Source organism: Bradyrhizobium sp. RT6a, from assembly GCF_040547675.1.
GTDB lineage: Bacteria > Pseudomonadota > Alphaproteobacteria > Rhizobiales > Xanthobacteraceae > Bradyrhizobium.
Map to the genome: position 1 here is coordinate 1,152,661 of NZ_JBEPQC010000001.1, position 21,499 is coordinate 1,174,159.

General features: G+C 65.1%; 25 protein-coding genes. 10 read left to right on the forward strand and 15 right to left on the reverse strand.

Going from position 1 to position 21,499, the window contains the following annotated elements:
• Positions 1-26: 26 nt before the first annotated feature.
• Both ABIC03_RS05580 and ABIC03_RS05585 read right to left on the reverse strand, forming a co-directional pair.
• A complete protein-coding gene (locus ABIC03_RS05580) occupies positions 27-686 on the reverse strand; it encodes a hypothetical protein (protein ID WP_354056193.1) in 660 nt (219 codons plus the stop codon).
• Positions 687-689: 3 nt separating this feature from the next.
• Positions 690-1,598, reverse strand: coding sequence for a DUF1259 domain-containing protein (locus ABIC03_RS05585; protein WP_354056195.1), 909 nt, complete (start codon positions 1,596-1,598; stop codon positions 690-692).
• Between the two features lie 527 nt (positions 1,599-2,125).
• Between ABIC03_RS05585 and ABIC03_RS05590 the strand changes: the two genes are divergently transcribed.
• On the forward strand, positions 2,126-3,196 hold the full coding sequence (locus tag ABIC03_RS05590) for a Cj0069 family protein (protein WP_354056197.1): 1,071 nt from the start codon (positions 2,126-2,128) through the stop codon (positions 3,194-3,196).
• Between the two features lie 2 nt (positions 3,197-3,198).
• Here ABIC03_RS05590 and ABIC03_RS05595 read toward each other — a convergent pair whose 3' ends face one another.
• From ABIC03_RS05595 to ABIC03_RS05605, 3 genes are all read right to left on the reverse strand, one after another.
• Positions 3,199-4,380, reverse strand: a complete 1,182-nt coding sequence (locus ABIC03_RS05595; protein ID WP_354057506.1) for an MFS transporter — start codon at positions 4,378-4,380, stop codon at positions 3,199-3,201.
• Between the two features lie 115 nt (positions 4,381-4,495).
• Positions 4,496-5,866 carry an NAD(P)-binding domain-containing protein gene (locus ABIC03_RS05600; protein WP_354056199.1) on the reverse strand — a complete coding sequence of 457 codons (1,371 nt, stop codon included), beginning with the start codon at positions 5,864-5,866 and terminating at the stop codon, positions 4,496-4,498.
• Between the two features lie 53 nt (positions 5,867-5,919).
• Positions 5,920-6,237, reverse strand: coding sequence for an ArsR/SmtB family transcription factor (locus tag ABIC03_RS05605; RefSeq protein ID WP_354056201.1), 318 nt, complete (start codon positions 6,235-6,237; stop codon positions 5,920-5,922).
• A gap of 126 nt (positions 6,238-6,363) precedes the next feature.
• On the opposite strand from ABIC03_RS05605, the gene ABIC03_RS05610 reads away from it, so the two are divergent.
• The 3 genes from ABIC03_RS05610 to arsC are packed head-to-tail and all read left to right on the forward strand — an operon-like array spanning position 6,364 to position 7,818.
• Positions 6,364-6,726 (forward strand): ArsR/SmtB family transcription factor, encoded by a 363-nt coding sequence (locus ABIC03_RS05610; protein WP_354056203.1) that lies wholly within the window; start codon positions 6,364-6,366, stop codon positions 6,724-6,726.
• Positions 6,719-7,423 carry an aquaporin gene (locus ABIC03_RS05615; protein WP_354056205.1) on the forward strand — a complete coding sequence of 235 codons (705 nt, stop codon included), beginning with the start codon at positions 6,719-6,721 and terminating at the stop codon, positions 7,421-7,423. The genes ABIC03_RS05610 and ABIC03_RS05615 overlap by 8 nt, the downstream gene beginning before the upstream one ends.
• The gene (arsC, locus tag ABIC03_RS05620; protein WP_354056207.1) at positions 7,420-7,818 is read left to right on the forward strand and encodes an arsenate reductase (glutaredoxin); all 399 of its coding nucleotides are present in this window, start codon (positions 7,420-7,422) and stop codon (positions 7,816-7,818) included. The genes ABIC03_RS05615 and arsC overlap by 4 nt, the downstream gene beginning before the upstream one ends.
• Before the next feature lie 28 nt (positions 7,819-7,846).
• On the opposite strand, the gene ABIC03_RS05625 is transcribed toward arsC, so the two are convergent.
• The 3 genes from ABIC03_RS05625 to ABIC03_RS05635 all read right to left on the reverse strand — a co-directional run bounded on the left by ABIC03_RS05625 (position 7,847) and on the right by ABIC03_RS05635 (position 10,814).
• Complete coding sequence (locus ABIC03_RS05625) at positions 7,847-8,824, reverse strand: tripartite tricarboxylate transporter substrate binding protein (protein WP_354056209.1); 978 nt, start codon at positions 8,822-8,824, stop codon at positions 7,847-7,849.
• 75 nt (positions 8,825-8,899) lie between these two features.
• Complete coding sequence (locus ABIC03_RS05630) at positions 8,900-9,805, reverse strand: VOC family protein (protein ID WP_354056211.1); 906 nt, start codon at positions 9,803-9,805, stop codon at positions 8,900-8,902.
• A 16-nt stretch (positions 9,806-9,821) separates the two neighbouring features.
• Complete coding sequence (locus ABIC03_RS05635; protein ID WP_354056213.1) at positions 9,822-10,814, reverse strand: zinc-dependent alcohol dehydrogenase family protein; 993 nt, start codon at positions 10,812-10,814, stop codon at positions 9,822-9,824.
• Between the two features lie 114 nt (positions 10,815-10,928).
• On the opposite strand from ABIC03_RS05635, the gene ABIC03_RS05640 reads away from it, so the two are divergent.
• The 3 genes from ABIC03_RS05640 to ABIC03_RS05650 all read left to right on the forward strand — a co-directional run bounded on the left by ABIC03_RS05640 (position 10,929) and on the right by ABIC03_RS05650 (position 13,218).
• Complete coding sequence (locus ABIC03_RS05640) at positions 10,929-11,630, forward strand: GntR family transcriptional regulator (RefSeq protein ID WP_354056215.1); 702 nt, start codon at positions 10,929-10,931, stop codon at positions 11,628-11,630.
• Between the two features lie 94 nt (positions 11,631-11,724).
• Positions 11,725-12,588: a fumarylacetoacetate hydrolase family protein gene (locus ABIC03_RS05645; RefSeq protein WP_354056217.1), complete on the forward strand. Its 864-nt coding sequence runs from the start codon at positions 11,725-11,727 to the stop codon at positions 12,586-12,588.
• 51 nt (positions 12,589-12,639) lie between these two features.
• A complete protein-coding gene (locus ABIC03_RS05650) occupies positions 12,640-13,218 on the forward strand; it encodes an amino acid synthesis family protein (RefSeq protein WP_354056219.1) in 579 nt (192 codons plus the stop codon).
• A gap of 112 nt (positions 13,219-13,330) precedes the next feature.
• Here the strand turns inward: ABIC03_RS05650 and ABIC03_RS05655 are convergent, their stop codons facing one another.
• A complete protein-coding gene (locus ABIC03_RS05655) occupies positions 13,331-14,092 on the reverse strand; it encodes a hypothetical protein (RefSeq protein WP_354056221.1) in 762 nt (253 codons plus the stop codon).
• A gap of 15 nt (positions 14,093-14,107) precedes the next feature.
• Positions 14,108-14,296, reverse strand: coding sequence for a hypothetical protein (locus ABIC03_RS05660; RefSeq protein WP_007593508.1), 189 nt, complete (start codon positions 14,294-14,296; stop codon positions 14,108-14,110).
• Positions 14,297-14,549: 253 nt separating this feature from the next.
• Between ABIC03_RS05660 and ABIC03_RS05665 the strand changes: the two genes are divergently transcribed.
• Entirely contained in the window at positions 14,550-15,551 is a 1,002-nt protein-coding gene (locus ABIC03_RS05665) for a DUF2336 domain-containing protein (protein WP_275167774.1), read from the forward strand.
• 144 nt (positions 15,552-15,695) lie between these two features.
• On the opposite strand, the gene ABIC03_RS05670 is transcribed toward ABIC03_RS05665, so the two are convergent.
• The 3 genes from ABIC03_RS05670 to ABIC03_RS05680 form a co-directional block, all read right to left on the reverse strand.
• Positions 15,696-16,040 (reverse strand): DUF1491 family protein, encoded by a 345-nt coding sequence (locus tag ABIC03_RS05670; protein WP_275167775.1) that lies wholly within the window; start codon positions 16,038-16,040, stop codon positions 15,696-15,698.
• A 69-nt stretch (positions 16,041-16,109) separates the two neighbouring features.
• Complete coding sequence (locus ABIC03_RS05675; protein WP_354056224.1) at positions 16,110-16,805, reverse strand: peptidoglycan-binding domain-containing protein; 696 nt, start codon at positions 16,803-16,805, stop codon at positions 16,110-16,112.
• Positions 16,798-18,693, reverse strand: a complete 1,896-nt coding sequence (locus ABIC03_RS05680) for a PAS domain-containing sensor histidine kinase (protein ID WP_354056226.1) — start codon at positions 18,691-18,693, stop codon at positions 16,798-16,800. Before ABIC03_RS05680 ends, ABIC03_RS05675 begins: the two co-directional genes overlap by 8 nt.
• 404 nt (positions 18,694-19,097) lie before the next feature.
• On the opposite strand from ABIC03_RS05680, the gene ABIC03_RS05685 reads away from it, so the two are divergent.
• Together ABIC03_RS05685 and ABIC03_RS05690 are read left to right on the forward strand one after the other, a co-directional pair.
• Entirely contained in the window at positions 19,098-19,523 is a 426-nt protein-coding gene (locus ABIC03_RS05685) for a DUF5330 domain-containing protein (protein ID WP_275167780.1), read from the forward strand.
• A gap of 69 nt (positions 19,524-19,592) precedes the next feature.
• The gene (locus ABIC03_RS05690; protein WP_354056229.1) at positions 19,593-20,024 is read left to right on the forward strand and encodes a SufE family protein; all 432 of its coding nucleotides are present in this window, start codon (positions 19,593-19,595) and stop codon (positions 20,022-20,024) included.
• 5 nt (positions 20,025-20,029) lie between these two features.
• Here ABIC03_RS05690 and ABIC03_RS05695 read toward each other — a convergent pair whose 3' ends face one another.
• Entirely contained in the window at positions 20,030-20,446 is a 417-nt protein-coding gene (locus tag ABIC03_RS05695; RefSeq protein WP_354056232.1) for a Ros/MucR family transcriptional regulator, read from the reverse strand.
• A 173-nt stretch (positions 20,447-20,619) separates the two neighbouring features.
• Entirely contained in the window at positions 20,620-21,492 is an 873-nt protein-coding gene (locus tag ABIC03_RS05700; RefSeq protein WP_354056234.1) for a DUF308 domain-containing protein, read from the reverse strand.
• Positions 21,493-21,499: the final 7 nt, after the last annotated feature.

Genomic DNA, 21,499 nt, shown 5'->3' on the forward strand with positions numbered 1-21,499 from the left:
AATCTCCGGCACAGGTGACCAAACGCCTATTTGGTCTCACCATATGTCAGATCGTCGAACAGGGTCACGCTATCTGCCTTGGTCCACAGGCCGATCATCCCGGCGTCCGGAATGGTGGCGTCTTCCACCTCGAACAATTGCTTTCCGTCATAGCTCACCTTGAACCGACTTCCCGCGAAGTCGCAGCGCAGCAGGTGCCATTGCCCGGACGATACCGGCGCGCTGACGCCATAGCCGTCTTTGCGACCCACGATCTCAAGTGAGATTCGAACGCCCTTGATCGTCTTGTACAGCACGACATTGTCCTCCAGTGCGTTGGCCCGCACCACGTAGTAATTATCGGCATCCTTCGCACGCCAAATAACTCCCGCCGCGCGATCCTCGGAGCCGGCGACGGCCTTGAATTTCACCTCGACGAAGCCGTCGCGGATGGCGGTATCGCGCTTGATGGCGAGGGGAAACGTCGCCCGTCCGGATTGCTTGAGAACGTTCGGCTTGCTGGGCGCCGTGGCCTCGGCCTCAACGGTCCATTTCGGCTGTCCCTTGCCGGTCATCGTCAAAGTCCACCCGTCGGGCGAACTTCCGGCAGCAGCGTTGTCGAAATTCAGGGTCTCGGCCACGGCGTTCCCTCCCACTAACAAGGCCAGCATGGAAGCCAACGCAAGCTTGTCCATGAGCTTGTCCATGCATCAGCCCTTCGTGCTCGCCGTCTTGTCGATCGCCGCACGGAGGCCCTCTGCAAGCTTGACGGCGTCGTCGTTCGCCCAGAAATGCATGAAGAAGAGCCGCGGCTGTTCGTCCAGCATGTGGCTGTGCAGCGCCGTCACCTCGATGCCGTGGGTCCGCAGCGCCAGGATGACGGGGTTCACCTCGTCGCTGGTCAGCACGAAGTCGCCGGTGATGGCGGCCTTCCCCGCGCCCGTCGGTTGGAAATTGATGGCGATCGCAACGCCCATCGCGGCGACGGGGCTCAGCAACATGCCGTCTTCCGTGATGGGGTCGCGCCGCTTCACGTTGAACTGGTAGACGCCGCCATTCGCTTTCCCGTTCACTCCGATGATCTGGTCGAGTTTCGCCGTGTCAAGGTCGATGGCGGGTGGCGGGCTCGCCGGTGCGGTGACCGTCAGTGGGGTCTTGCTTTCGGCCAGCGCATCATGGATTGCCGAGGCCAGTTTGACGGGGTCGCCGTGTCCGGCGACGTGCATGTAGAACGTTGCCGGGCTCGCACGCAGCAAATGATTGTGCACGGCTGTGATCTCGAGCCCGCTCGCGATCATCTTCGCCATCACGGGATTGATCTCGGTCTCGAGCAGCACAAGGTCGCCCATGATCATTGCGCCGCCATGCGCCGGCTTAAACGCGATCCAGCCACCCAACGCCAGCGCCGGCTTGATCGAAACCCCGTCCAACGTCACGGAGAGATCGCTGCGGGGAAAGCCGTAACGGCGGACGTCGTCCGAGACGGCGGGCTTGCGGCCCAGGGTCTCGTCCACCTTCTGCCATTCGGCATCCTGGGCATATGCCGGGATGAAGAGGCCGAAGCGAAATGCAAGCAGACAAACACCAATGCCGACCACGGCCCAGATGATTCTTTTCATTGTGCTACTCCTCAGGCTTTGGTTTCGCTGTTTGACCCGGTCGCCGCTGTCGACGACGGACCCGCCCCAAGTGAAGTCCGGTTCGCGATCTTTCCCCTACATCACGCCCACGAGGCGCGACAAAGCGCGGGCATCAACGCGCGCAGCGGTGCTGTGATCGGCACGGGAGCCGAGCCGAAAAATCGAGCCTATCTGCCGGATGAAGTAGGGAATGTATGATGATGACATGCTGCGCCCTTGGTGATCAGGACGCGATGCTTGGGCATGTCGCCTCACGGGGAGATCGCACATCCCCGAGCCCCAAATAAAAACCCGAAGGTGGGAGCTGTCAACGGGCGCGTGCATCGGGCTGCCCACCGGAGCCGCGGGCGACCGTCACAAAGAATTCACCGCTCCGCGGAACCGCGCCAGCCACGTCTTGAAACTCGCGAACGGGCTCGCTAGTGTCCTTTGCGTGGGGACAAAGCAGACTCCCCGTGAGGCCTCGGTCCAAGCTCTGCGCAGCACGCCATTCGTGGAGCTTGCGCATGGACACCGAACGACACCCTTCTCAACAATACACCGTCGCTATCCTCTCGCGAGGCGACGCTGCCGCGCGGCGGGATGCGACGGCGCAAAACAGCCGCTTCGTCCGCGTCTTCGAAGCACTCGCCGCCGTCGGTATCGAGGCGCGCCCGGCGATCTACGACGAAAACTTCGCTGAGGACGTCCGTGAACAATTGCTCGCGATGGACGGCGTGCTCGTCTGGGTCGATCCGATCCACCAGGGCAAGACGCGTGTCGAGCTCGATCCCCTGCTGCGTGACGTCGCCGCACGGGGCGTGTGGGTCAGCGCGCATCCGGACGTCATCCTCAAGATGGGCACCAAGGAGGTACTCTATCGTAGCCGCTCGATGGGGTGGGGATGCGACACGGCTTTATATCAAACCGCCGAGGCCATGCGCGCCGAGTTGCCGACATGGCTCGCCACCGGTCCGCGCGTGATCAAGCGCAACCGCGGCAACGGCGGCCAAGGCGTGTGGAAGGTCGAGAAGCTACCGACTTCCCCGATGATAAAGGTGCTGGATGCGACCAAAGATGGCTCCGAGGAACTGACGCTGGATAGTTTTCTCGGTCGCTGCGCCGAATATTTCGAAAATGGCAGCGTGGTCGATCAGCCATTCCAGCCACGCTTGAGCGAAGGCGTGGTGCGCTGCTATATGTCGGGCAATCGCTGTGCCGGCTTCGGCTATCACAAAGTCAAAGCCCTGGTCGACTCGCCGGCCGCCCGTTCCGAGGCGGGACCGCGCCTCTACACCTCGAACGCAGACCCGCGCTTCCAGCGGCTGCGTCGATTGATGGAAGATGAGTGGACCCCGGGAATGATGAAGACACTGGAGATCGACGAAGGCTCGCTCCCGGTCATCTGGGACGCGGACTTCCTGTATGGTCCGAAAGACACGACTGGGGCCGACACCTACGTCCTGTGCGAGATCAACGCGAGTTCATGCTTCGCGATACCCGAGGAGGCCCCGGCAGCGATCGCGCGGACGGTGAAGCAGCGGCTTACGCAGACGCAAAGAGCGAGTTGGCCAAATGAACCGCCGGCGGGCGCATAGCGTCATCCCGCGCTGCGGCTCGGAGACGGTTGCGCCCGCGCCCACAGCAGCGCCAACGGCCCCAGCGCGATTCCGGCCGCAAGAACGCTGAACGCCAGCAGCCAGCCGGTCGCGCTCTGCGGGCCGCCGGCTGCGTCGAGCGCGGCGCCGGTGCCCCAGGCACCGACAGCCGACAGGCCGAAGCCGACCGTCGAATGCAGGGCCAGGGTCGCGCCGCGATGTTCGGACACAGCCGCGGCGGACATGCCGGCGGTCAACGCGCCCGAATCCGCCGGCACTGTCAGGCCATAGACGAGCAGCAGCAGCGCGAGCACCCATGCCGGCGCCGTCGCGTTGAGGCCGATGACCAGCGCGACGCAGGCCGACGCGATCATCACGACCGTGATCGCGCGATGGCGCCCGAATTTCAGCGCGGCCTCGTTGCCGAGGATGCTGGCCGGCATCGAGATCACCGCAAAGCAGAAGCTCAACACGACGGGGCTCAACCATGACGGCGCGCCTTGGTGGGCGACGACGAAGGTCCAGAAGCCGACCAGCCAGGTGCGGATGCCGTAGAGCTCGAAGCAATGGGCGCCGTAGCCGAAGATGTATCCGAGCGCCTCGCGATTGGCGAAGACGGGCGCGAAGTTCAGGAGACGTCCCGCCTTCGGAGCGGGCCGCTGTGCCTGCATCAGAAGGCACGCGACGACCATTGCGATAGGACCGAAGCCGGTGACAAGGAAAGCCGTCCGCCATCCCCAGCGGTCGGCGATCACTTGCGCGACCAGGAACGAGAGGCCGACGCCGACCGAGAAGCTCGACGTGTACAGCGTGACGGCGCGGGAGGTGTCGCCGGCGGGCAGCCGGTCCGTCAGCGCCTTCAGGCCCGGCATGTAGGCGCCGGCAAATCCAAGCCCTGCCAGGGACCAGATCGCGGTCGCGGACCAAAACCCTTGCGCGAAGATTCCGAACGCGGCGGTCGCCAGTCCGCTGACGATCGAGCCCCAGAGCAGGACGAGCCGTGCGTCGATCCGGTCGGTCAACGTCGTCAGCAACGGCACGGCGAGCATGTAGCCGAACGCGTAACCGCTCGCCATCAAGCCGCCTTCGGCCGCCGACAGTCCCCACGCCGGCATCAGATGCTGCGCCAAATTCGCGGACAGCGTCACATGCGGCAGCAGATTGCCGACCTGGCCGATGCACATCACCGCGATCAGGGACCGGCCGCTCAAGTCACGAATGCTGTCCTCCCGCCCCCGGGCCGAAACGGCGCACCAACCACAATGGGCAACTCTCCGGCTTCACCTGCAAGAACCAAATTCATGAACAACCGCAGCCCGAAGCGCCGGCCTTCTTTGCCGCTTCGTCGGCGGCGCAACACGCCGTTGGTTCCTGCTTCACCGGCCCGCCGCAACAACCTGATGCGGCTTCAGTGGACTCGACGCCACCGCGCGTGCAAACGCCGGTCTCCGGCAGCACGAGCTCCACCCTTGCGGCGGCTTTCTTGTCGCCGGCGAGATCGGCCGCAATCGAGCGCACCTGTTCATACCCTGTCATCATGAGAAAGGTCGGCGCGCGGCCATAGGACTTCATGCCCGCCATGTAGAAGCCGGGCTCATCGTGCGAGAGCTCGCGCGCGCCGTGTGGGCGCACCGTGCCGCAGCTGTGCTCGTTGGGATCGATCAGCGGCGCCAGCGCGACCGGCGCCTCGATGGCGGGATCGAGCCGCAGGCGCAATTCGGACAGGAACGAAAAGTCGGGACGAAAGCCCGTCGAGACGATCAGCTCGTCCACGATCACGCTTCGTCCGCCGCAACCCAAGCCGGCCGCGATCTCGAGGCGGCCTTCGGAGTCCGAGAGACGCGTGACTCCGAATTCGGCTTCGACCTTGATCTTCCCGGTGGCAACGAGCGCAGCGAACGCGCTGCCGAGCTCTCCGCGCGCAGCGAGCTTGTCATTCCGGCCGCCGCCAAACGCCTTGGCGGGATCGGCGCCGCGCAACAGCCAGATCGCTTGCGTCCCCGGCGCCTCATCCGCGAGATGCACGAGATCGATCAGCGTGCCCACCGCGGAGTGGCCAGCGCCGAGCACCGCAACGGTCTTCCCGGCATATCTGGCGCGCCCGGCACCACGGACATCGGGCATGCCATACGCGATGTGGCCCGCGCATTCTCGCTCGCCGATCGCGGCCAGACCATTACCCCCGGCGGGATTGGGCGAGAACCATGTGCCTGACGTATCGATCACGGCATCGGCGCGCAGCACTTCGGGACCTTTGCCGTTCTGGTAGCGGATTTCGAATGGCGCCTGCTGACGCCCCTTCGTCTTCGCCTTGTCGAAGCCGACGCGGCTGATGGCCGTGACACGGCTGGATGTCCGGATCACCTCGCGCAGTGCCGTTCGCGTCGCAAGCGGCATCAGATATCGATCGAGCAGTTCGCCACCTGTGGGATATGAGCTCGGGTCCGGCGAATTCCATCCCGTCGGCGCGAGCAGGCGCGCGGCGGCCTTGTCGACGTTGTATTCCCACGGCGAGAAGAGCTGGACCTGCTGCCACTCGCGAACCGCGTGCCCCGCCTCTGGTCCGGCCTCGAGCACGACGGGCGACATGCCGCGTTCGAGCACATGCGCGGCCGCGGCCAGGCCGACAGGGCCTGCCCCAATGATGGCTACCGTCTTTGCGTCGCTCATGCTGTTGTTCCCATCATTCTAGTACCATCGAATAACTTGACCCGAAAAAATGATCAGGCCGCCGTTTGCGTGTCCTTGCATCCGACCTCGTCGGCACAGCACTCCGCCGCCAGGAAATCGACCAAGCCCCGCATCGCGTCGAAGTTCGCGTGGCAGATCAGCGTCGTCGATTCCCGGACCTGACTGACGAGCCCGACCGAGACCAGGGTTTTGATGTGATGCGACAGCGTCGACGCCGGAATCTTCAGCTTGTCCTGCAGGCGGCCGACGGCCATGCCTTTGTGCCCTGCCCGCACCAGGGCACGATAGATCTGGAGTCGCGTCCGGTTGCCCAGGGCTTCAAGGCGTGCTGCTGCGTCATCGATCTTCATGGCGGGCATGCTGCGCCAGCTGACGCCTAAGTGTCAAACCGTATTTCTAGAATCTACGAAATATGCTCGCCCATTGTTGAAAATTCCGGATTGACGGCGTCGCAATAATTCCATAAGTCTGGATATATGGAAACCGAAGAAGCCGTCCTCGCCCTCGCCGCCCTGGCCCAGGCGACCCGTCTGGAGGCCTTCCGGACGCTGGTCCGGCACGAGCCCGACGGGCTTGCGGCCGGCGATCTCGCACGGCTGTTGGAGGTCCCTCAGAACACGCTCTCGGCGCATTTGTCGATCCTGACGCGCGCGCGGCTCGTCACCTCCGAGCGGCGCAGTCGTTCGATCGTCTACCGCGCCAATCTCAGCGAATTCCGCGACGTCGCGGTTTTCCTGCTGCGGGATTGCTGTGGCGGACGGCCGGAGGTCTGCGAACCCGTCGTCGAAGTCCTGAGATCCTGCTGCAAGCCGAGACGAAGGGAGCGGAGCCGTGCCTGATCAGTTCGATCTTCCGCGCCGCCTCGCGGCCGAAGCGCTCGGCACAGGCATTCTCGTCGCCACGGTGGTCGGCTCCGGCATCATGGCGGAGACGCTGACCAAGGATGTCGCGCTTGCGCTGCTCTGTAACACGTTGCCCACCGGCGCCATTCTGGTCGTCCTGATCACGGCGCTGGGTCCGATCTCCGGCGCACATTTCAATCCGGCGGTGACGTTGGTCTTCACCGGCAAGCGCGAGCTGCCGGTGAATGACGCCGCACTTTACGTCGTCGCGCAGATCGCCGGCGGCATCGCGGGAACGATGGCGGCGCATCTGATGTTCGGACTGCCGCTGATCGATCTCTCGGCGAAGATGCGAACCGGAGGAGCGCAATGGTTCGCCGAAGCCGTCGCCGCCTTCGGTCTGGTCGCGACGATCCTGGCCGGCATCCGGTTTCAGCGGACGGCCGTCCCCTGGCTGGTAGGCCTGTACATCACGGCGGCTTATTGGTTCACGGCCTCGACCTCATTCGCCAATCCGGCCGTGGCCATCGCGAGGTCGCTGACGAATACGTTCGCGGGCATTCGTCCCGCCGACCTGCCCGGCTTCATCCTCGCTGAACTCTGCGGAGCCTTTGCAGCCATGCTGTTGATGAACTGGCTGCTCGGACGCCCCCAGGCGCGAGGCCCCATCCCAATCGCGGAAACGACCCGATGAGCGTCACGATCTATCACAACCCCGCCTGCGGCACCTCGCGCAACACGCTGGCGATGATCCGGCAGAGCGGCGCCGAGCCCGTCGTCATTGAATATCTGAAGACGCCGCCATCCCGCGAAAGACTGGTCGAACTCGTCAAGGCCCTGGGCATTTCCGTTCGCGCGCTGCTGCGCGAGAAAGGCACCCCCTACAAGGAGCTCGGCCTCGACGACCCCAAATGGTCCGACGACGAGCTGATCGACCAGATGCTCGCGCATCCCATCCTGATCAACCGGCCGATCGTGGTGACGCCCAAGGGCACACGCTTGTGCCGGCCCTCGGAAGCGGTCATCGATCTCCTGGACCATCCCGTCGGCCGGTTCGTGAAGGAGGATGGCGAGGTCGAGGGGCGATAGGCTTACGGGGCGCCTGTGTTGCCTCGGATCAGATCTTCGGGATCTTCGCCCGCTCGACCACGCCGGTCCATTTGCTGATCTCAGTCTCGATCAGCTTCTTCATCTCCTCCGGCGAACTGCCGCGAACCTCGCCGCCGACGGCGGTCTCCAGACGTTGCTTGAGGTCGGGATCCCGAAGAGCGTCCAACGTCGCCGCATTGAGTGCGACCATTATGGCGGGCGGCGTTCCCTTCGGGGCCAGCAGGCCGGCCCAGGTGCGCACGTCATATCCCTTGATCCCGGCTTCCTGAACCGTCGGCACGTCAGGCAACAATGCGGTGCGCGTCGGCGAGGTCACCGCCAGGCCGCGGATCGCACCGCCTTGAATTTGCGCGGCGAGCAGGACCGGCGTGCCGACGATCACCGGAACCTCTCCGCCGAGCAGCGCGGTGACTGATTGAGAATCGCCGCGATAGGGCACGTGCACGATCTCGACGCCGGCGGCTGCGTTCAACAGCTCTCCTGCAAGATGGTGCGTACTGCCGAAACCGACCGATCCGAAGCTGAGCGCACCGGGCTTCTGCTTTGCCATGGCGACGAGCTCGCCTAGCGATTTTGCCGGATAATCGCTACGCACGGCAATGACGAGCGCGTAATAGACCAGCGTCGAGATCATCTCGAAACTCTCGGCCGGCTGGTAGGCGAGGGTCTTGTAGGTCGCCGCGGAAATGGCGTGAGCGCCGGTGACGAGCCCGATCGTGTAGCCGTCGGGCGCCGCTTTCGCGATGGCATCGGCGGCGATGTTGCCGCCGGCGCCAGGCTTGGCCTCGACGATGATCGGCTGCCCGAGCTTCTTGGAGAGCCCGTCGGCGATGATGCGCGACAGCGTGTCGGCCGCGCCGCCGGCGGCAAATCCATGCAGCAGCCGGATCGGGCGCGACGGATAATTGTCGGCCGACGCCTCGGTGGTTGCGAGACAACCGCCAAACAGAAAAATCGCCGCAGCAAGCCGCTTCATCCTTCGCATGGATGCGTCCTCCCTTTTGATTGTTCTATCGTTGGCCGCAGCGAGGCGGCGTTGTTCAAGTCGAGTTTGAGTCCGCTAGCGGGCGAACTCCGTGCATTCAGGCGATGGCGGCATGCCCCAGACGTCGCGCGGCAGGCCGACCCAGACTTTTGGCCGCTGCGGTCGATCGCGATGCCAGGGACGCGGCTCGAAGTAGCCGAGCTCTTCGTCGGTCATGCGGTCGAGGTCGTGGAACAGCTCGACCAGATGTCCGTCGGGATTGCGGTGGTAAATCGCCGTGTTGTGGCCTGGGCCGTGACGCACCGGTCCCCAGAGCACCGGGAGCTTGTGCCGGGCGAGATGGTCGCACGCCTGCTGCATATGGGTCGGCCCCCGCAGCTCGAACGCGACATGATGCAGGCCGCGGCCGGGCGCGCGGGCGAAGTTCAGCGTGTGATGCTCATAGCCGCTGCGCATGAAGACGAAGCGGTCCTCGATCCAGTCGGAGACTCGCAGGCCCATGGCGTTGGCGTAGAACTCCGAGGCCGCGCGCGGATCGGGCGTGCGAAGGGCGACATGGCCGAGCTTGGTGACGGCAAGCGCACCGATCCGTTCCTGCGCGGGCGTCGGCGTCCAGCCCTGGATCAACTCGAAGCGCGTGCCTTCGGGATCGCGGAACGACAGCAGCCTGGAAACGCCAGGCAGCGGATCGCTCTGAAGTTCGGGCCGCAGATCGGCCTGCTTCAGCGCGGCGCCGAGCGCCTCGATCTGGACATCAGGCGATATCTCGAAGGCGATGCTCGTCAGCGCCGCGTCGCCGGATTCGATCACCAGCGAAAGCTGCTCGGCATCGTTGGCGAGAAAGATGCGGTTGCCGTCGCGGCCGACGAGGCCAAGACCGATCACGGCGCGATAATAGTCGAGCAACCGCTCGGGATCGGGCGAGGCAAAGCTCGCGTGCCGGAGCCGGGTGAAGCGTGCAATGGGTGCTTGTGTCGTCATCGTGCGATCCACCCCCTCATGGCGTCATGATGATCTTGCCGAGCGCGGAGCCCTGCTCGAGCAGCGTGTGGGCCTGCCTGACCTCGTCGAGCTTCAGGACCGCCGAGATCGCCGGCTTGATCGCGTTGCGGCTGAGCGCCTCGATCACGTTGCGCATGAGCGCGCGACGCCCGTCGCGATCGTGGTCGTAGATATGGAAGGAGAAGCAGCGTATCGCCGGGCAGATGTCGAGATGGTCGCGCATCGCCGCCATCAGGTTTTCTTCCGGCAATCCGGCGAAAGCGTTGTACGACAGCAGCGTCCCCCATTTGCCGAGCGCGCCGAGATAGCCGGTGAACTCTGGTCCACAGACGTGATCGAGCACGAGGCCGACGCCCTCGCCATTGGTCAGCTCGCAGGTCCGCGCCACCACGTCTTCGCGGCGGTAGTAGATGACATGATCGGCGCCGTTGCTCCGCGCGAATGCGGCCTTCTCGTCGGTGGAGACCGTACCGATGACATTCATCTGTGCGAGCTTGGCGAGCTGTACCAGCGCGGTGCCGACACCACCGGCAGCCCCGATCACCAGCACGCTCGCGGGTGCGCGCGGATGGCGGCACTCGTGCAGCAGCGCGTAGGCGACCTGGTAGTTCGACAGACACACGGCCGCTTGCAGATCGACATTGTCGGGCAGCACATGAATGGCGTCCGCGGGAGCGACCACATAGTCGGCGTAGCAGCCGCCGCGCTGCGACAGGTCGCGTGCGCTCAGCAGCACCTTCTGGCCGATCGCAAGGCCCTCGATGCCGGGCCCGAGCGCGGCAATGCGGCCGGCGACGTCGTTGCCGGGATTGGCCGGCAGCGGCGGCATCCATTTGTAGACGCCACGCCGGATCAGCACATCGGGTTGCCCCACCCCGAACGCTTCGGCCCGGATTTGCACCCGGCCGGGTCCGGGCACAGGCACCGGAAGCTCGACCAGTTCGAGTGCATCCGGACCACCCGGCTGCCGCACCAGCACCGCTCTCATGATGTCACACACCTCCTCCCGAGCCGTATTTTCGAAAATCATATCCTTTACGAAAATTATTGCAAGATGGTCTTTGGCGCGGCATGTTGAGCTATCGATTCAATGACAGAAACCATGTCCGACAGCGCCATTCGCCCCCGCAAGGAATTCGGCAAGACCATCGCCGCCGACGTCACCCATCGGCTGCGCGAGGAGATCATTGCCTGCGGGCTGGCGCCGGGCGAGCCGCTGCGATTCGACGTCCTGCGCGAACGATTCGGCGTAAGTTTCACCACGCTGCGCGAGGCACTGACGGCGCTTACCGCCGAGGGCCTGGTCGACGCGCAGGAGCAGCGCGGATTTCGCGTGGCCCCCGTCAGCCGCCAGGATCTGGTGGAGGTCACCGATGCGCGGGTCCTGATCGAGGTGGAATTGATCCGCCGTGCCATCGAGCGGGGCAACGACGATTGGGAAATCGCCGTCATCTCGACACTGCACAGATTGAAGCGAATCGAGCAGCGCGATCCCGAACATCCACTGCGCGATCCCGAGTGGAAGATCGCCCACCGCCAATTCCACCAGGCGCTGGTCTCCGCCGGCGGCTCGGCGACGCTGCTGGCAATTCGCGCCGAGCTGTTCGACCGCGCCGAGCGTTATCGGCACCTGTCGGCCAATTTCCGGCCGCGTCCTCGCGACAAGGCCGGCGAGCACCAAGCGATCATGCAGGCCGCGATCTCGCGCAATCCGGATCTCGCGGTGCAGCTGATCGAGACGCATATCCGCTCGACCGCCGACAACGTGGCAACATACGCCGCGCACCTGCTCGATACCGAATAGGCTGCACCGTCTTTTTATTGGGCTGGGCTTGCGCCTCCATCGATTTTCGAAAATAATGTAAAAGATCGAAAATGCTAACCTTTGGGGCGAAACCATGAAACTACTGTCATTCTTGGACGGAACTCGGGAAAGTTGGGGCGCCGTTGTCGAAAATGGTGTCGTGGATCTCGGTCGCACCCTGCCCCAATACCCTGTTCTCGCGGACTTCCTCGGCAGCGACGACTATGCGCGGCGCCAGGCCATCGTCGCCGGGCACAAGCCCACGATGGCGCTGAGCGACGTCAAATATCTGCCGGTGATCCCGCGTCCCGAGAAGATCGTCTGCGCCGTGCGGAATTATCTCGACCACCACAACGAAGCCGTGGCGTTCGGCATGAAGCGCGAGATCACCGAATTTCCACCGATCTTCCTCCGGGTCTGGCGCTCCCAGGTCGCGCACAACGCGCCGGTGGTTCGGCCGAAGGTCTCGGACAATTTCGACTGGGAGGGCGAGCTTGCCGTCGTCATCGGAAAGGGCGGCCGTCACATCAACCAGGCCGACGCCTGGAATCACGTGGCGGGCTACTCGATCTACAACGACGTCAGCGTGCGCGACTGGCAGCGTCACGCCCAGCAGATCGCCTCCGGCAAGAACTTCGTCGGCACCGGCCCGTTCGGTCCTTGGCTGGTGACACCGGACGAGATCGGCGATCCCACCAAGCTGAAGCTCGAGACGCGCGTCAACGGCTTGGTGGTGCAGTCGTCCGACACCTCGATGCTGATCTTCTCGATCCCGCGGCTGATCGAGTACAGCTCGACCATCTTCGACCTCGTCCCCGGCGACGTCATCGCCACCGGCACGCCGGCCGGCGTCGGCTTCACCCGCAAGCCGCCGGTCTTCCTCAAGCCCGGCGACGTGATCGAGGTCGAGATCGAGAACATCGGCGTGCTGCGCAATCCCGTCGTCGACGAAGCATAGAGCCAGCGCATGTCGTCCCAAGCCTTGTCACCTCAAGCCGTGGCCCAAGACATGTCCCATGACATCCGCAAGACCTCGCTCGGCGTCGAGACCATCTGGCACGAGCGCGGTCCCCGGCTGGAGACGCCGCTGCTGGTCGGAACGGCCGTCGCGGTGATCCGCAATCCGTTCGCCGGCCGCTTCGAACCTGACCTGATGCCGTTTCAGGCGTCCTTGCGCGAGCTCGGGCGCGAGCTCGCGACACGGCTGATCGCGCAGCTCGGCGGTGCCGCGCAGATCGAGGCCTATGGCAAGGGCATCATCGTCGGCGAGGACGGCGAGCTCGAGCACGGCGCGGTCTGGCACGAGGCCGGCGGCCAGGGCATGCGCGAGGTGCTCGGTCAGCCCAAGGCGATCGTTCCGGCGGCGAAGACCATCGGCGGTCCGGGCACGCGCCTGATGGTCCCGCTCGGCCATATCCACGCCGCCTATGTCCGCAGCCATTTCGGCACCGCGGAGATGACGCTGTGGGATTCACCACGGCGCGACGAGATTGCCTTCGGGCTCGTGATGGCGACCGGCGGCCGGCCTCACGCGCGCATCGGCGGCCTCGCGGCGTCTGCAATCTCCGTGCACGATGGGCAGCGTTGATGAGCGCCCGATGCGCTGAGGGATTTTGCCGGAACGCTGCAGAGGCAGCGCGCCAAACCCGACGCAATCGAGCGCCGGCGCGCAGCCGTAAAATGATCAACTCTTGAAGCGATCAGCCTTTGGAGACGACCGCGCGACCGTAGGGCGGCTGGGCCGCGACCGGCGGGTTAGCGGTCTGGGCGGCGAGTTCGCCGATCAGGCGGTCGGCATCGGCAGCCATGCCGTCGGGCGCCTGGATCACCAGCCGCTCCAGACCCCAGCGATAGGACGAGACGCGCTGCTCGAGGCACTGCTGCACCCACTGGATGATCAGCGAATTCTCCTGCATGCGCTCGACCGCGTCCTCCTTCTCCTTCGGCGAGAGGAAGGAGACACGCGCCATGCTGGCGTTGCGCTTCCTGTCGAGGTCGATGACGCGGATCGCGGAGGCGAAGAACGGCTCGAAGCGGGTGATGTCGTTGCGCACGTCCTCGATCAGCTGCGCATAGCGCGAGGAGTGCGAACGGTGCGGCTCGTCGATCAGCGTGCGTCCGTACATGGTGCGGTCGAACACGATCTTTTGCCGCCAGGGCGAGGGCAGCGCCTTGTAGTCGCCGAACACGCTCTTCCAGGCAGGCCGCGACAGCGGCGGCTCGATCAGCGGATAAGCGAGGTCGCGAAGCTGGCGCTCCTCGTCGGTGAGCTGGAATTGGGATGGCTTCAAGCCGATGCTGGAGGTGACTTCCGCGCCCAGCCAGCGATGCATGTCGTCGCTGCGCATGTCGGCGCGGGTCCGGCCGAAATCGCCGCCGCTACAGGCGGCAAGCGTCGCGCCCAGCACTGCGAGCATGATGGCCGTTACGACGGGCCGGATCTGGCGGAGGTTCTCCGGCATTGCAAAGGCCGAAGGCTAGCGGCGACGACGACGGCGCCCCGGCGCTGTGCCCTGCTCCGGCCCGTGATCGCCGCTGGGCTCGTCGCTCTCGCGCTCGATGCGGATCACGGGAAGGATCAAAATCGTGCCCATGTCCGCGCGCGGAGCCACGTCCCCCGACGCGCTCACCCGGCGACCGGCCGGAAATTCGATGATGGTCCCCATATCAGCTCTCTTCAATTGCCGCGCGACCCGGCGCGCCTCTGCAACATGGGATCATTAAGATCAGTTCATGGTTAACGGGGTGTAAACGTGCCGGCGGAACCGTAACCGCACGGGTAGGACCCGCCGTCCCGTTGCGGCACGAGAACGCTTCAAAGCAAGCGTTCGGCTTCACGCCTCGTTTTCCTTAACGAGCCTTTAAAGGAGCCCGCGATAGGGTGGCGGCGAGTATCTCTTCCAGGTCGCGTATCTCTCCATGACCAAGTCGTTGTTTCCAGGATTCGACGGGCTGATGACCCTCTCCCGTCGCGAAGGCGTCGATGTCCGTCCGACGCTGCTGCGCGTGCTGACCGACCTCTATGTCCAGTCGAGCACCCACAGCGACGACGAGCAGCGCCAGTTCGTCGAGCTCGCCACACGACTGATCGACCAGGTCGACGACGCGACGCGCGCGGCCGTCAAGGCGCGGCTTGCGATCTATCCGTCGACGCCCGTCCCGATCATGCAGAAGCTCGGTCTGTCGGCCGCGCAGGAGGGCCGCAGGGTTCCGCTCGCGCGCGAAATCCCGGCGCCCGTCACTGCCCCCGCCCTTGCTCCCCCTCCTGCCCCCTTGCCGGTTCGCACGCCAACCGACGCCGAGCTGCGCATGGCCTCGAACATGGCGATGCAGCCAAAGGACGCGGCCGATATCCACGACATGTTCTTCCGCGCCGGCGCCTCCGAGCGCGCGCTGATCCTGCACAATCTGGCGCAGACGCCGCTGAAGGCCGCGCCGCGGATTCCGACCGTGCGCGCCAAGCGCGCGATCCAGATCCTCGAGATGGCGGCGATCGCGGGCGATTTCGAGAATTTCACCTTCGAGCTCGGCGACAGCCTGATCCTGCCCTCGCGCGTCGCAGCCCAGATCGTCGACGATGCAAGCGGCGAAGCGCTCGCGGTCGCCGCGCGCGCGCTCGACATGCCGAGCCCGGTATTCCAGCGCATCCTGCTGTTCTTCAAGCCGGAGATCGGCAACTCCGTGACCGACGTGTACCGGCTGTCGCGGCTTTACGATCGGCTCAGCGACCGCTCGGCGCTGGTGATGCTGGCCGCCTGGCGCGGCTCGACGCTCGCCGTCAACCGCGCAAAGTACCAGCCGTCGCTGCACGACAGCGAGCGCCAGCGCGCGCGTGCGGGCGCAAGCCAGACGCGCCCGGGCGTGCAGCCCGGCTCCGCGCCCGCGGTGCGGATCGGCACCAGCGGATCATCGGATCGCTAGAGGCGAGTGCGACCTGATACCGTCGCTTGCTCCACAAGCTCGTCATGCCCGGGCTTGTCCCAGGCATCTACGTTCATCGGTGGCGCAACCAAGATCGTGGATGGCCGGGACAAGCCCGGCCATGACGACGCAACAGCGTCCTGATCAGGTCTTCGCTAATTCGAGAAAATGCCGCCCGGCGCGGTCTTCGGTCTCGACGATCCAGATGTCGGAGTCGAAGCGGATCTCCTTGGTCAGGCGCTCCTCCACCGCGGGCTCCGGCATCGGCTGCGGCGCAAACGGCACGAAGAAGCGATCGACCGGCCGGCCGTCGTCATAAGAGGTCTGCGGCGCGGGCACGTAGAGCATCGCATTGCCGTCGAGCAGCGAAACCTTCACGAACACCGCACCCGCCTCCTCGGCGCCGCGACGGCGCACCGCGCCGAACACGCCCTCGGTCTGGCACCGGCGCAGATAGGCCGAGACCCAGATGTTTGATTTCAAACGCATGGACGCACGATAAGCCAGTGCTGTAATGAGCACCAGCCTTGAGGCTTCGGTCTCGGCGAAGCGTAACGACTATTCGACGGGGTGGCCGATCGCGGCGCCGAGCTCGCGGAGCAGGCGGTCGGACACCTGCCCGGTGACCTGCATCTTGTGCTCGCGCTCGAATTTCTGGATCGCGGACTGGGTCTCGCTTCCCATCGTGCCCGTGATCTTCAAATTCCCGTAGCCGTATTCGGACAGCGCGCGCTGCACGCCGGCGATGCGCTGCGCGGCCGGGCTCTGCTGCATGGGGATCGGCGCCGGCGGACGCGCGACGGAGGGCGGCGCCGAAATCGTTTGCTTGACCAGATTGGTCATGGGATCGCCCGAGCGCGGCGTCGATGCGGTCGCCTCGACGGGCCTCTCCGGCGGCTTGTCCGCAGCTCTGGGCTCGGCACGAAACTCCGTCGCTCTCGGCTCGAGCGGCGAGGTATCGGCGCCGACGGGACGCGGACGGGGCAAGGGGTTCGACAACGCCAGGGACGACGGTGCGGGAAGATTGATCACGGTGCCGAACATCGGCGCCGGATGCCGGCCGGTCTGGAGGAACAGCGCATTGGCAACGATCGCGCCGATCGCGGCAACGGCGACGAGACCGGCCAGCGTATCCTTGGGGCTATGCAGCAGCACCCGCAGCACGAGATTGCGCTCGGTCTCGACATCGATGACCGCGGCCTTGGCGCCACGGCGGCGCGGAGCGGCTTCGTCCTTGGCAGACTTTTTAGGCACTTTTCTTCACCAGAGCGGGTTGGTCCTGAACTTGGTCGTGCGGATGGTCCTGAAGTTCCTTGTGCTGAAGTTCCTGGCGCAGCACCGGCGTCAAGGTCGCGATCTTGTTCTCGCTCGCCTTGCTGTCGGACATCTTGGCCTCAGAACTTTTGGCCTGCGGCGTGTACACGAGCGGCAGCTTGACGGTGACGGCAGTGCCCTCGCCGAGCCTGCTTTGTACTGTCAATTCGCCGAGATGCAACGCCACGAGGCTCTTCACGATCGAAAGTCCGAGGCCGGTGCCTTCGTGGCGGCGCTGATAGGTCTTGCCGGCCTGGAAGAACGGCGCGCCGATGCGCTTGAGATCGTCAGGCGCGATGCCGATTCCGGTGTCGCTGACGCGCAGCGCAAGCTGGGAGCCCGAGACCGCGGCTGTGACGGTGACCTGACCGCCGCGCTCGGTGAACTTGACGGCGTTGGCGACGAGGTTGAGCACGATCTGCTTGAAGGCGCGCGGATCGCCGGTCATGACAGGCAGGTCCTGCGGCGCATCGGTGACGAGATCGACGCCGTTCTCCCGCGCCTTCAGCGCCAGCAGATTGCAGCAATGCATCAATGATGCACGCGGCGCGAACGGCTCCGACGCGATCTCGAAATTACCCGATTCCATCTTGGACATGTCCAGGATGCCGTTGACGACCGAGAGCAGATGCTGGCCGGAATCGTTGATGAGCTGGGCGTATTCCCTCCGCTGGGCCGCGCCCAGCATCAAGGTCTGCTCCTGCGTGATCATCTCGGAGAAGCCGATGATGGCGTTGAGCGGCGTGCGCAGCTCATGGCTCATGGTGGCGAGGAAGCGCGTCTTGGCGGCGTCGGCCGCCTCTGCAGCGCTGCGTGCCTCGTCGAACGCCTGTTCCCCGAGCTTGCGGTCGGTGACATCGCGCATCACGGCGACGACATCGGCCTCGCGCGTTGCATCGCGGCCCATATCCTGGTCGAGCGGGCGGCAGCGCATCTCGACCCAAATGAAATCAACCTGGCCGCGCTCCGAGCCGGCACGCTCCCGGCGCAACCGGAACTCGACGCTGCGCACGTCGCCGCGCGCGGCATCGGACAGCGCCGTCAGATACGCCGGGCGATCGGCGACATGGACGCGATCGAACAGGCCGTGGCCGAGCAGTTGCGGGACGGGCACGCCGAGCATGGCTTCCACTGCCGGTGAAATGAACTGCACCGCGCCGTTGCGCTGATGCCGCGAGATGACGTCGCTCATATTCCGCGCCAGGAGGCGGTAACGCTCTTCCTCGCGCGACAGCAGCGCAACGCTGGTGCGCGCGAGCGATTCCGCACCGAAGGCAAGGCCCGCGGCATAAAGCGTCGCCGAGGCGACGCCGAACGCCATCAGCACGCCGCGTTCCGCGGCGCTGGTGTCGCCAATTGGCAGCCAGCCGAGCTGGCTGACGAGGATCAGGATGCCGGCGCAGGACAGCGCCAGCAGCGATGCAAAGGCCGCGACGCGGCGCGAGGCCGACAGCGCAGCTTCGAGAGGAACTACGACCAGCCAGATCGCGGCAAATGATTCGATGCCGCCGGTCGTCACCGCAACCGCCATGATCAGGCTTGAGAGCGCCAGCGACGACAGCACATGCGCGCCTTCGTAACGGCCGGTGCGCGACAGGAACCAGGACAGCAGGATCGGCGCAATCAGCCAGGCGAACGCCGCGACCTCGATCGCGGTCGGCGCGCCGCGCATGGCGAGATAGACCGGGAATGCGGCAAAGGCGGCCAGGCTGCCGAGCAGCCGCGGGGCCATGAAGGCACGATGGCGCGCTCGCGTCAGCGCGTCGTAACGCGCGGAGGGATGCAGCAGCGCATCGAGACAATCGCGGATGATACTCAAAACTGTCACGGGTCTCGCGCTTCGGCTCAATCGTCGGGAAGACGCGCCGGAACGCCTCCTTATCGTCGAGCCACCGTGTCAGAGCGACCTTAAACGAACACTAAGGCAGCGCGGCGCGCCGCCGGACACCGCGTCATCGCACGGCTTTTTAGGCGATTTGACGACGTCATCGGCAGGGATGGTGAACACAGGGTTTCACCGTGATCCGCATGGTTTCGAAATGGTGGACGGGTGGCCGGCAGAGTTCGCGGCGCGGACGTCAATCGAAAATTTACGACACCGTCGATTGCTAAGATTCTTGAGTCAATTTTCCGCGAATTAAGCGGAAGGCAATCACTTGCGATTTATCGAGAGTTGCTAGGTCCGACATCCGCGGAGATCGCCGCGGCGGGCTCTAACATACAGGTCGCAAGATGCGCTTTCTGCTTCGCATCACATTCTGGCTCGGGCTGGTGCTGGTGCTCCTGCCGCGGGACAAGACGCCGGAATCGGACAAGCTGCCGCAGATCGGCGCTGCCGACGCGGTGCAGGCTGCGACCGCAGCCGTCTCCGACATGACCCAGTTCTGCAAGCGCCAGCCCGCAGCCTGCGAGGTCGGCGGACAGGCCGCGACCATCATCGGCCAACGCGCGCAGGATGGTGCGAAGAAGATCTACCAGATCATCAACGACAAGAAAGAGCAGCTCGAGAAGACCGACAAGAAGGCGCCCGACCACACCGGCTCGATCGCGCTGGCCGGCGAAGGCGATCTTGCCGCGAGCGAGGCGCCGCGCGACACCCTGTCCCAGGACGACCTCGCGCTGGAATGGCGCGGCCCGGCGCCCGCGACAGCGAATTAGCGAGCCAAACCCTATCGATTTCGGCGCTTTGCGTCCCTATATTGGCCTGAACGGGAACTTTGGGCCAGCATGACGACGATCGACGAAATCAGGGATAATTTCGAGCTTCTGGATGAGTGGGACGACCGCTATCGGTACGTCATCGAGCTCGGCCGCACCCTGGAACCGATGTCCGAGGCCGAGCATTCGGCCGAGAACAAGGTGAATGGCTGTGTCAGCCAGGTTTGGCTTCAGAAGCTGATCGATCGTCGCGATAGCGGCGCGCCGATCCTGACATATCGCGGCGACAGCGACGCCCACATCGTGCGCGGGCTGGTCGCGATCGTGCTGTCGCTTTACTCCGGCCGCACGCCGCAGGAGATTCTTGCGACCGACGCTATTGCCGTCTTCGACGAGTTCGGCTTTCGCGATCATCTGACGCCGCAGCGCTCCAACGGCCTGCGCTCGATGGTCGAGCGCATCAAGACCGACGCGAAAGAGGCGCTCGCGGAAGCGTCGTAGAAATTCTACTTCCGCTTCCGCTGCTGCTGCCCCAGTCCCATCTGCTTCGCAAGCTGCGAGCGGGCCACCGCATAGTTCGGCGCGACCATGGGATAGTCGGCCGGCAGGCCCCATTTCTCGCGATATTGCTCCGGCGTCATGTTGTACTGGGTGCGCAGATGGCGCTTCAGCGACTTGAAGCGCTTGCCGTCTTCCAGACAGACCAGATAATCGGGCGCGATCGACTTCTTCAGCGAGACCGCCGGCTTCGCCGGCTCAAGCGGCGCCGTCTCGGTGCGGCCGGACGAAACGCGCACCAGCGCGCCATGCACCTGGCTGATCAGGTTCGGAATCTCGGCCGCAGCCGTCGGATTGTTGCTGAGATAGGCCGACACGATGCCCGCCGTCAGCTCAATGAAATTCTTAGCCCCGGTATCCGACATCGGCCCGACCTTTCTCCACTTTGCGTCGCATGGGATTGACGACGCCAAAGTATTCCGTGTCAACAATACGTTCGGCTGAAACGGAACGACTAGGAGTATGGGCCGATTTACTGACGAAGCAACAAGAACGCCAGCGCTTTACTTGGCTGCGCCAGATTTCCCTGCGCCCGCTCTCAAGCGCCCCGCTGGTCGAGGTGGGAGCGCAGCTCGTCGATCGAGGCAAAGCGCATCATCCCCTCCGGCATCTGGGCTTCGATCGAGCCGTCGGAATAGAGCGAATAGGCCATGCCGTCGACGATGCCGGATTTGAGCACGGTCACGGGCGCCTGCTCGGCGGCTGCCGCCGGTTCGGGTGCAGCTGGCGGGGCGGCCTCCGCGAAGGTCGATGGCGAGCGCGGTGGCGGGCGCCGCGCGGCGGGCGGCGGCTCCGGAGACCTCACACGGTCCGGCTTCGGCCAGGCGTCGTCGAAGCTGGCAGGGGGCGTCTCCGGGGCGGCAGGCTCCGCTGAGGGCTCAGCGTGCGGCAGCGGCGGCAAGCCCTCGCCGGTCTTCGCCTCCGCGCGCTCGCGCTCCTTGCGGGAGGTCGAGGCGAACAGCAGGTTGCGCCGGCGCGGCGGTTCCGGAACCTCGGGCGGGCTCGGAGCTTCGGGCGCTGGCGGAGGCTCGGCGCGCGGACGCTCGCGCGCGGCGGCTTCGTTCTGCCAAGGCGGCGGTCCTGCGGTCGGCAATGGCGGCGCCGGCTCGATCTTCTCTGCGTCCGGCTCAGGCGCGAGGCCGGGCGTTCCAGGGATCCCGAGACCCGGCAGCACGGGCCTGACCCGAACGTCCGATGGTGCGATTGATCCTGCCAGCCGGCGGGCAATGCCCTTCAGTTCCGCGACCACGACGTAGAGGCCGGCCAGTAACAGTCCGGAGCAGACGCCGATGGTGCCGGAGATTATGAGGGTACTACCGAGACTGAATTCCCTGACGGTGAAGCCGAACAGGATCGCAAGGAGGCCCGCCAAAACGGCGAAAATCCCAGCGATCAACAAAGCCAAGGTCATCGAACTC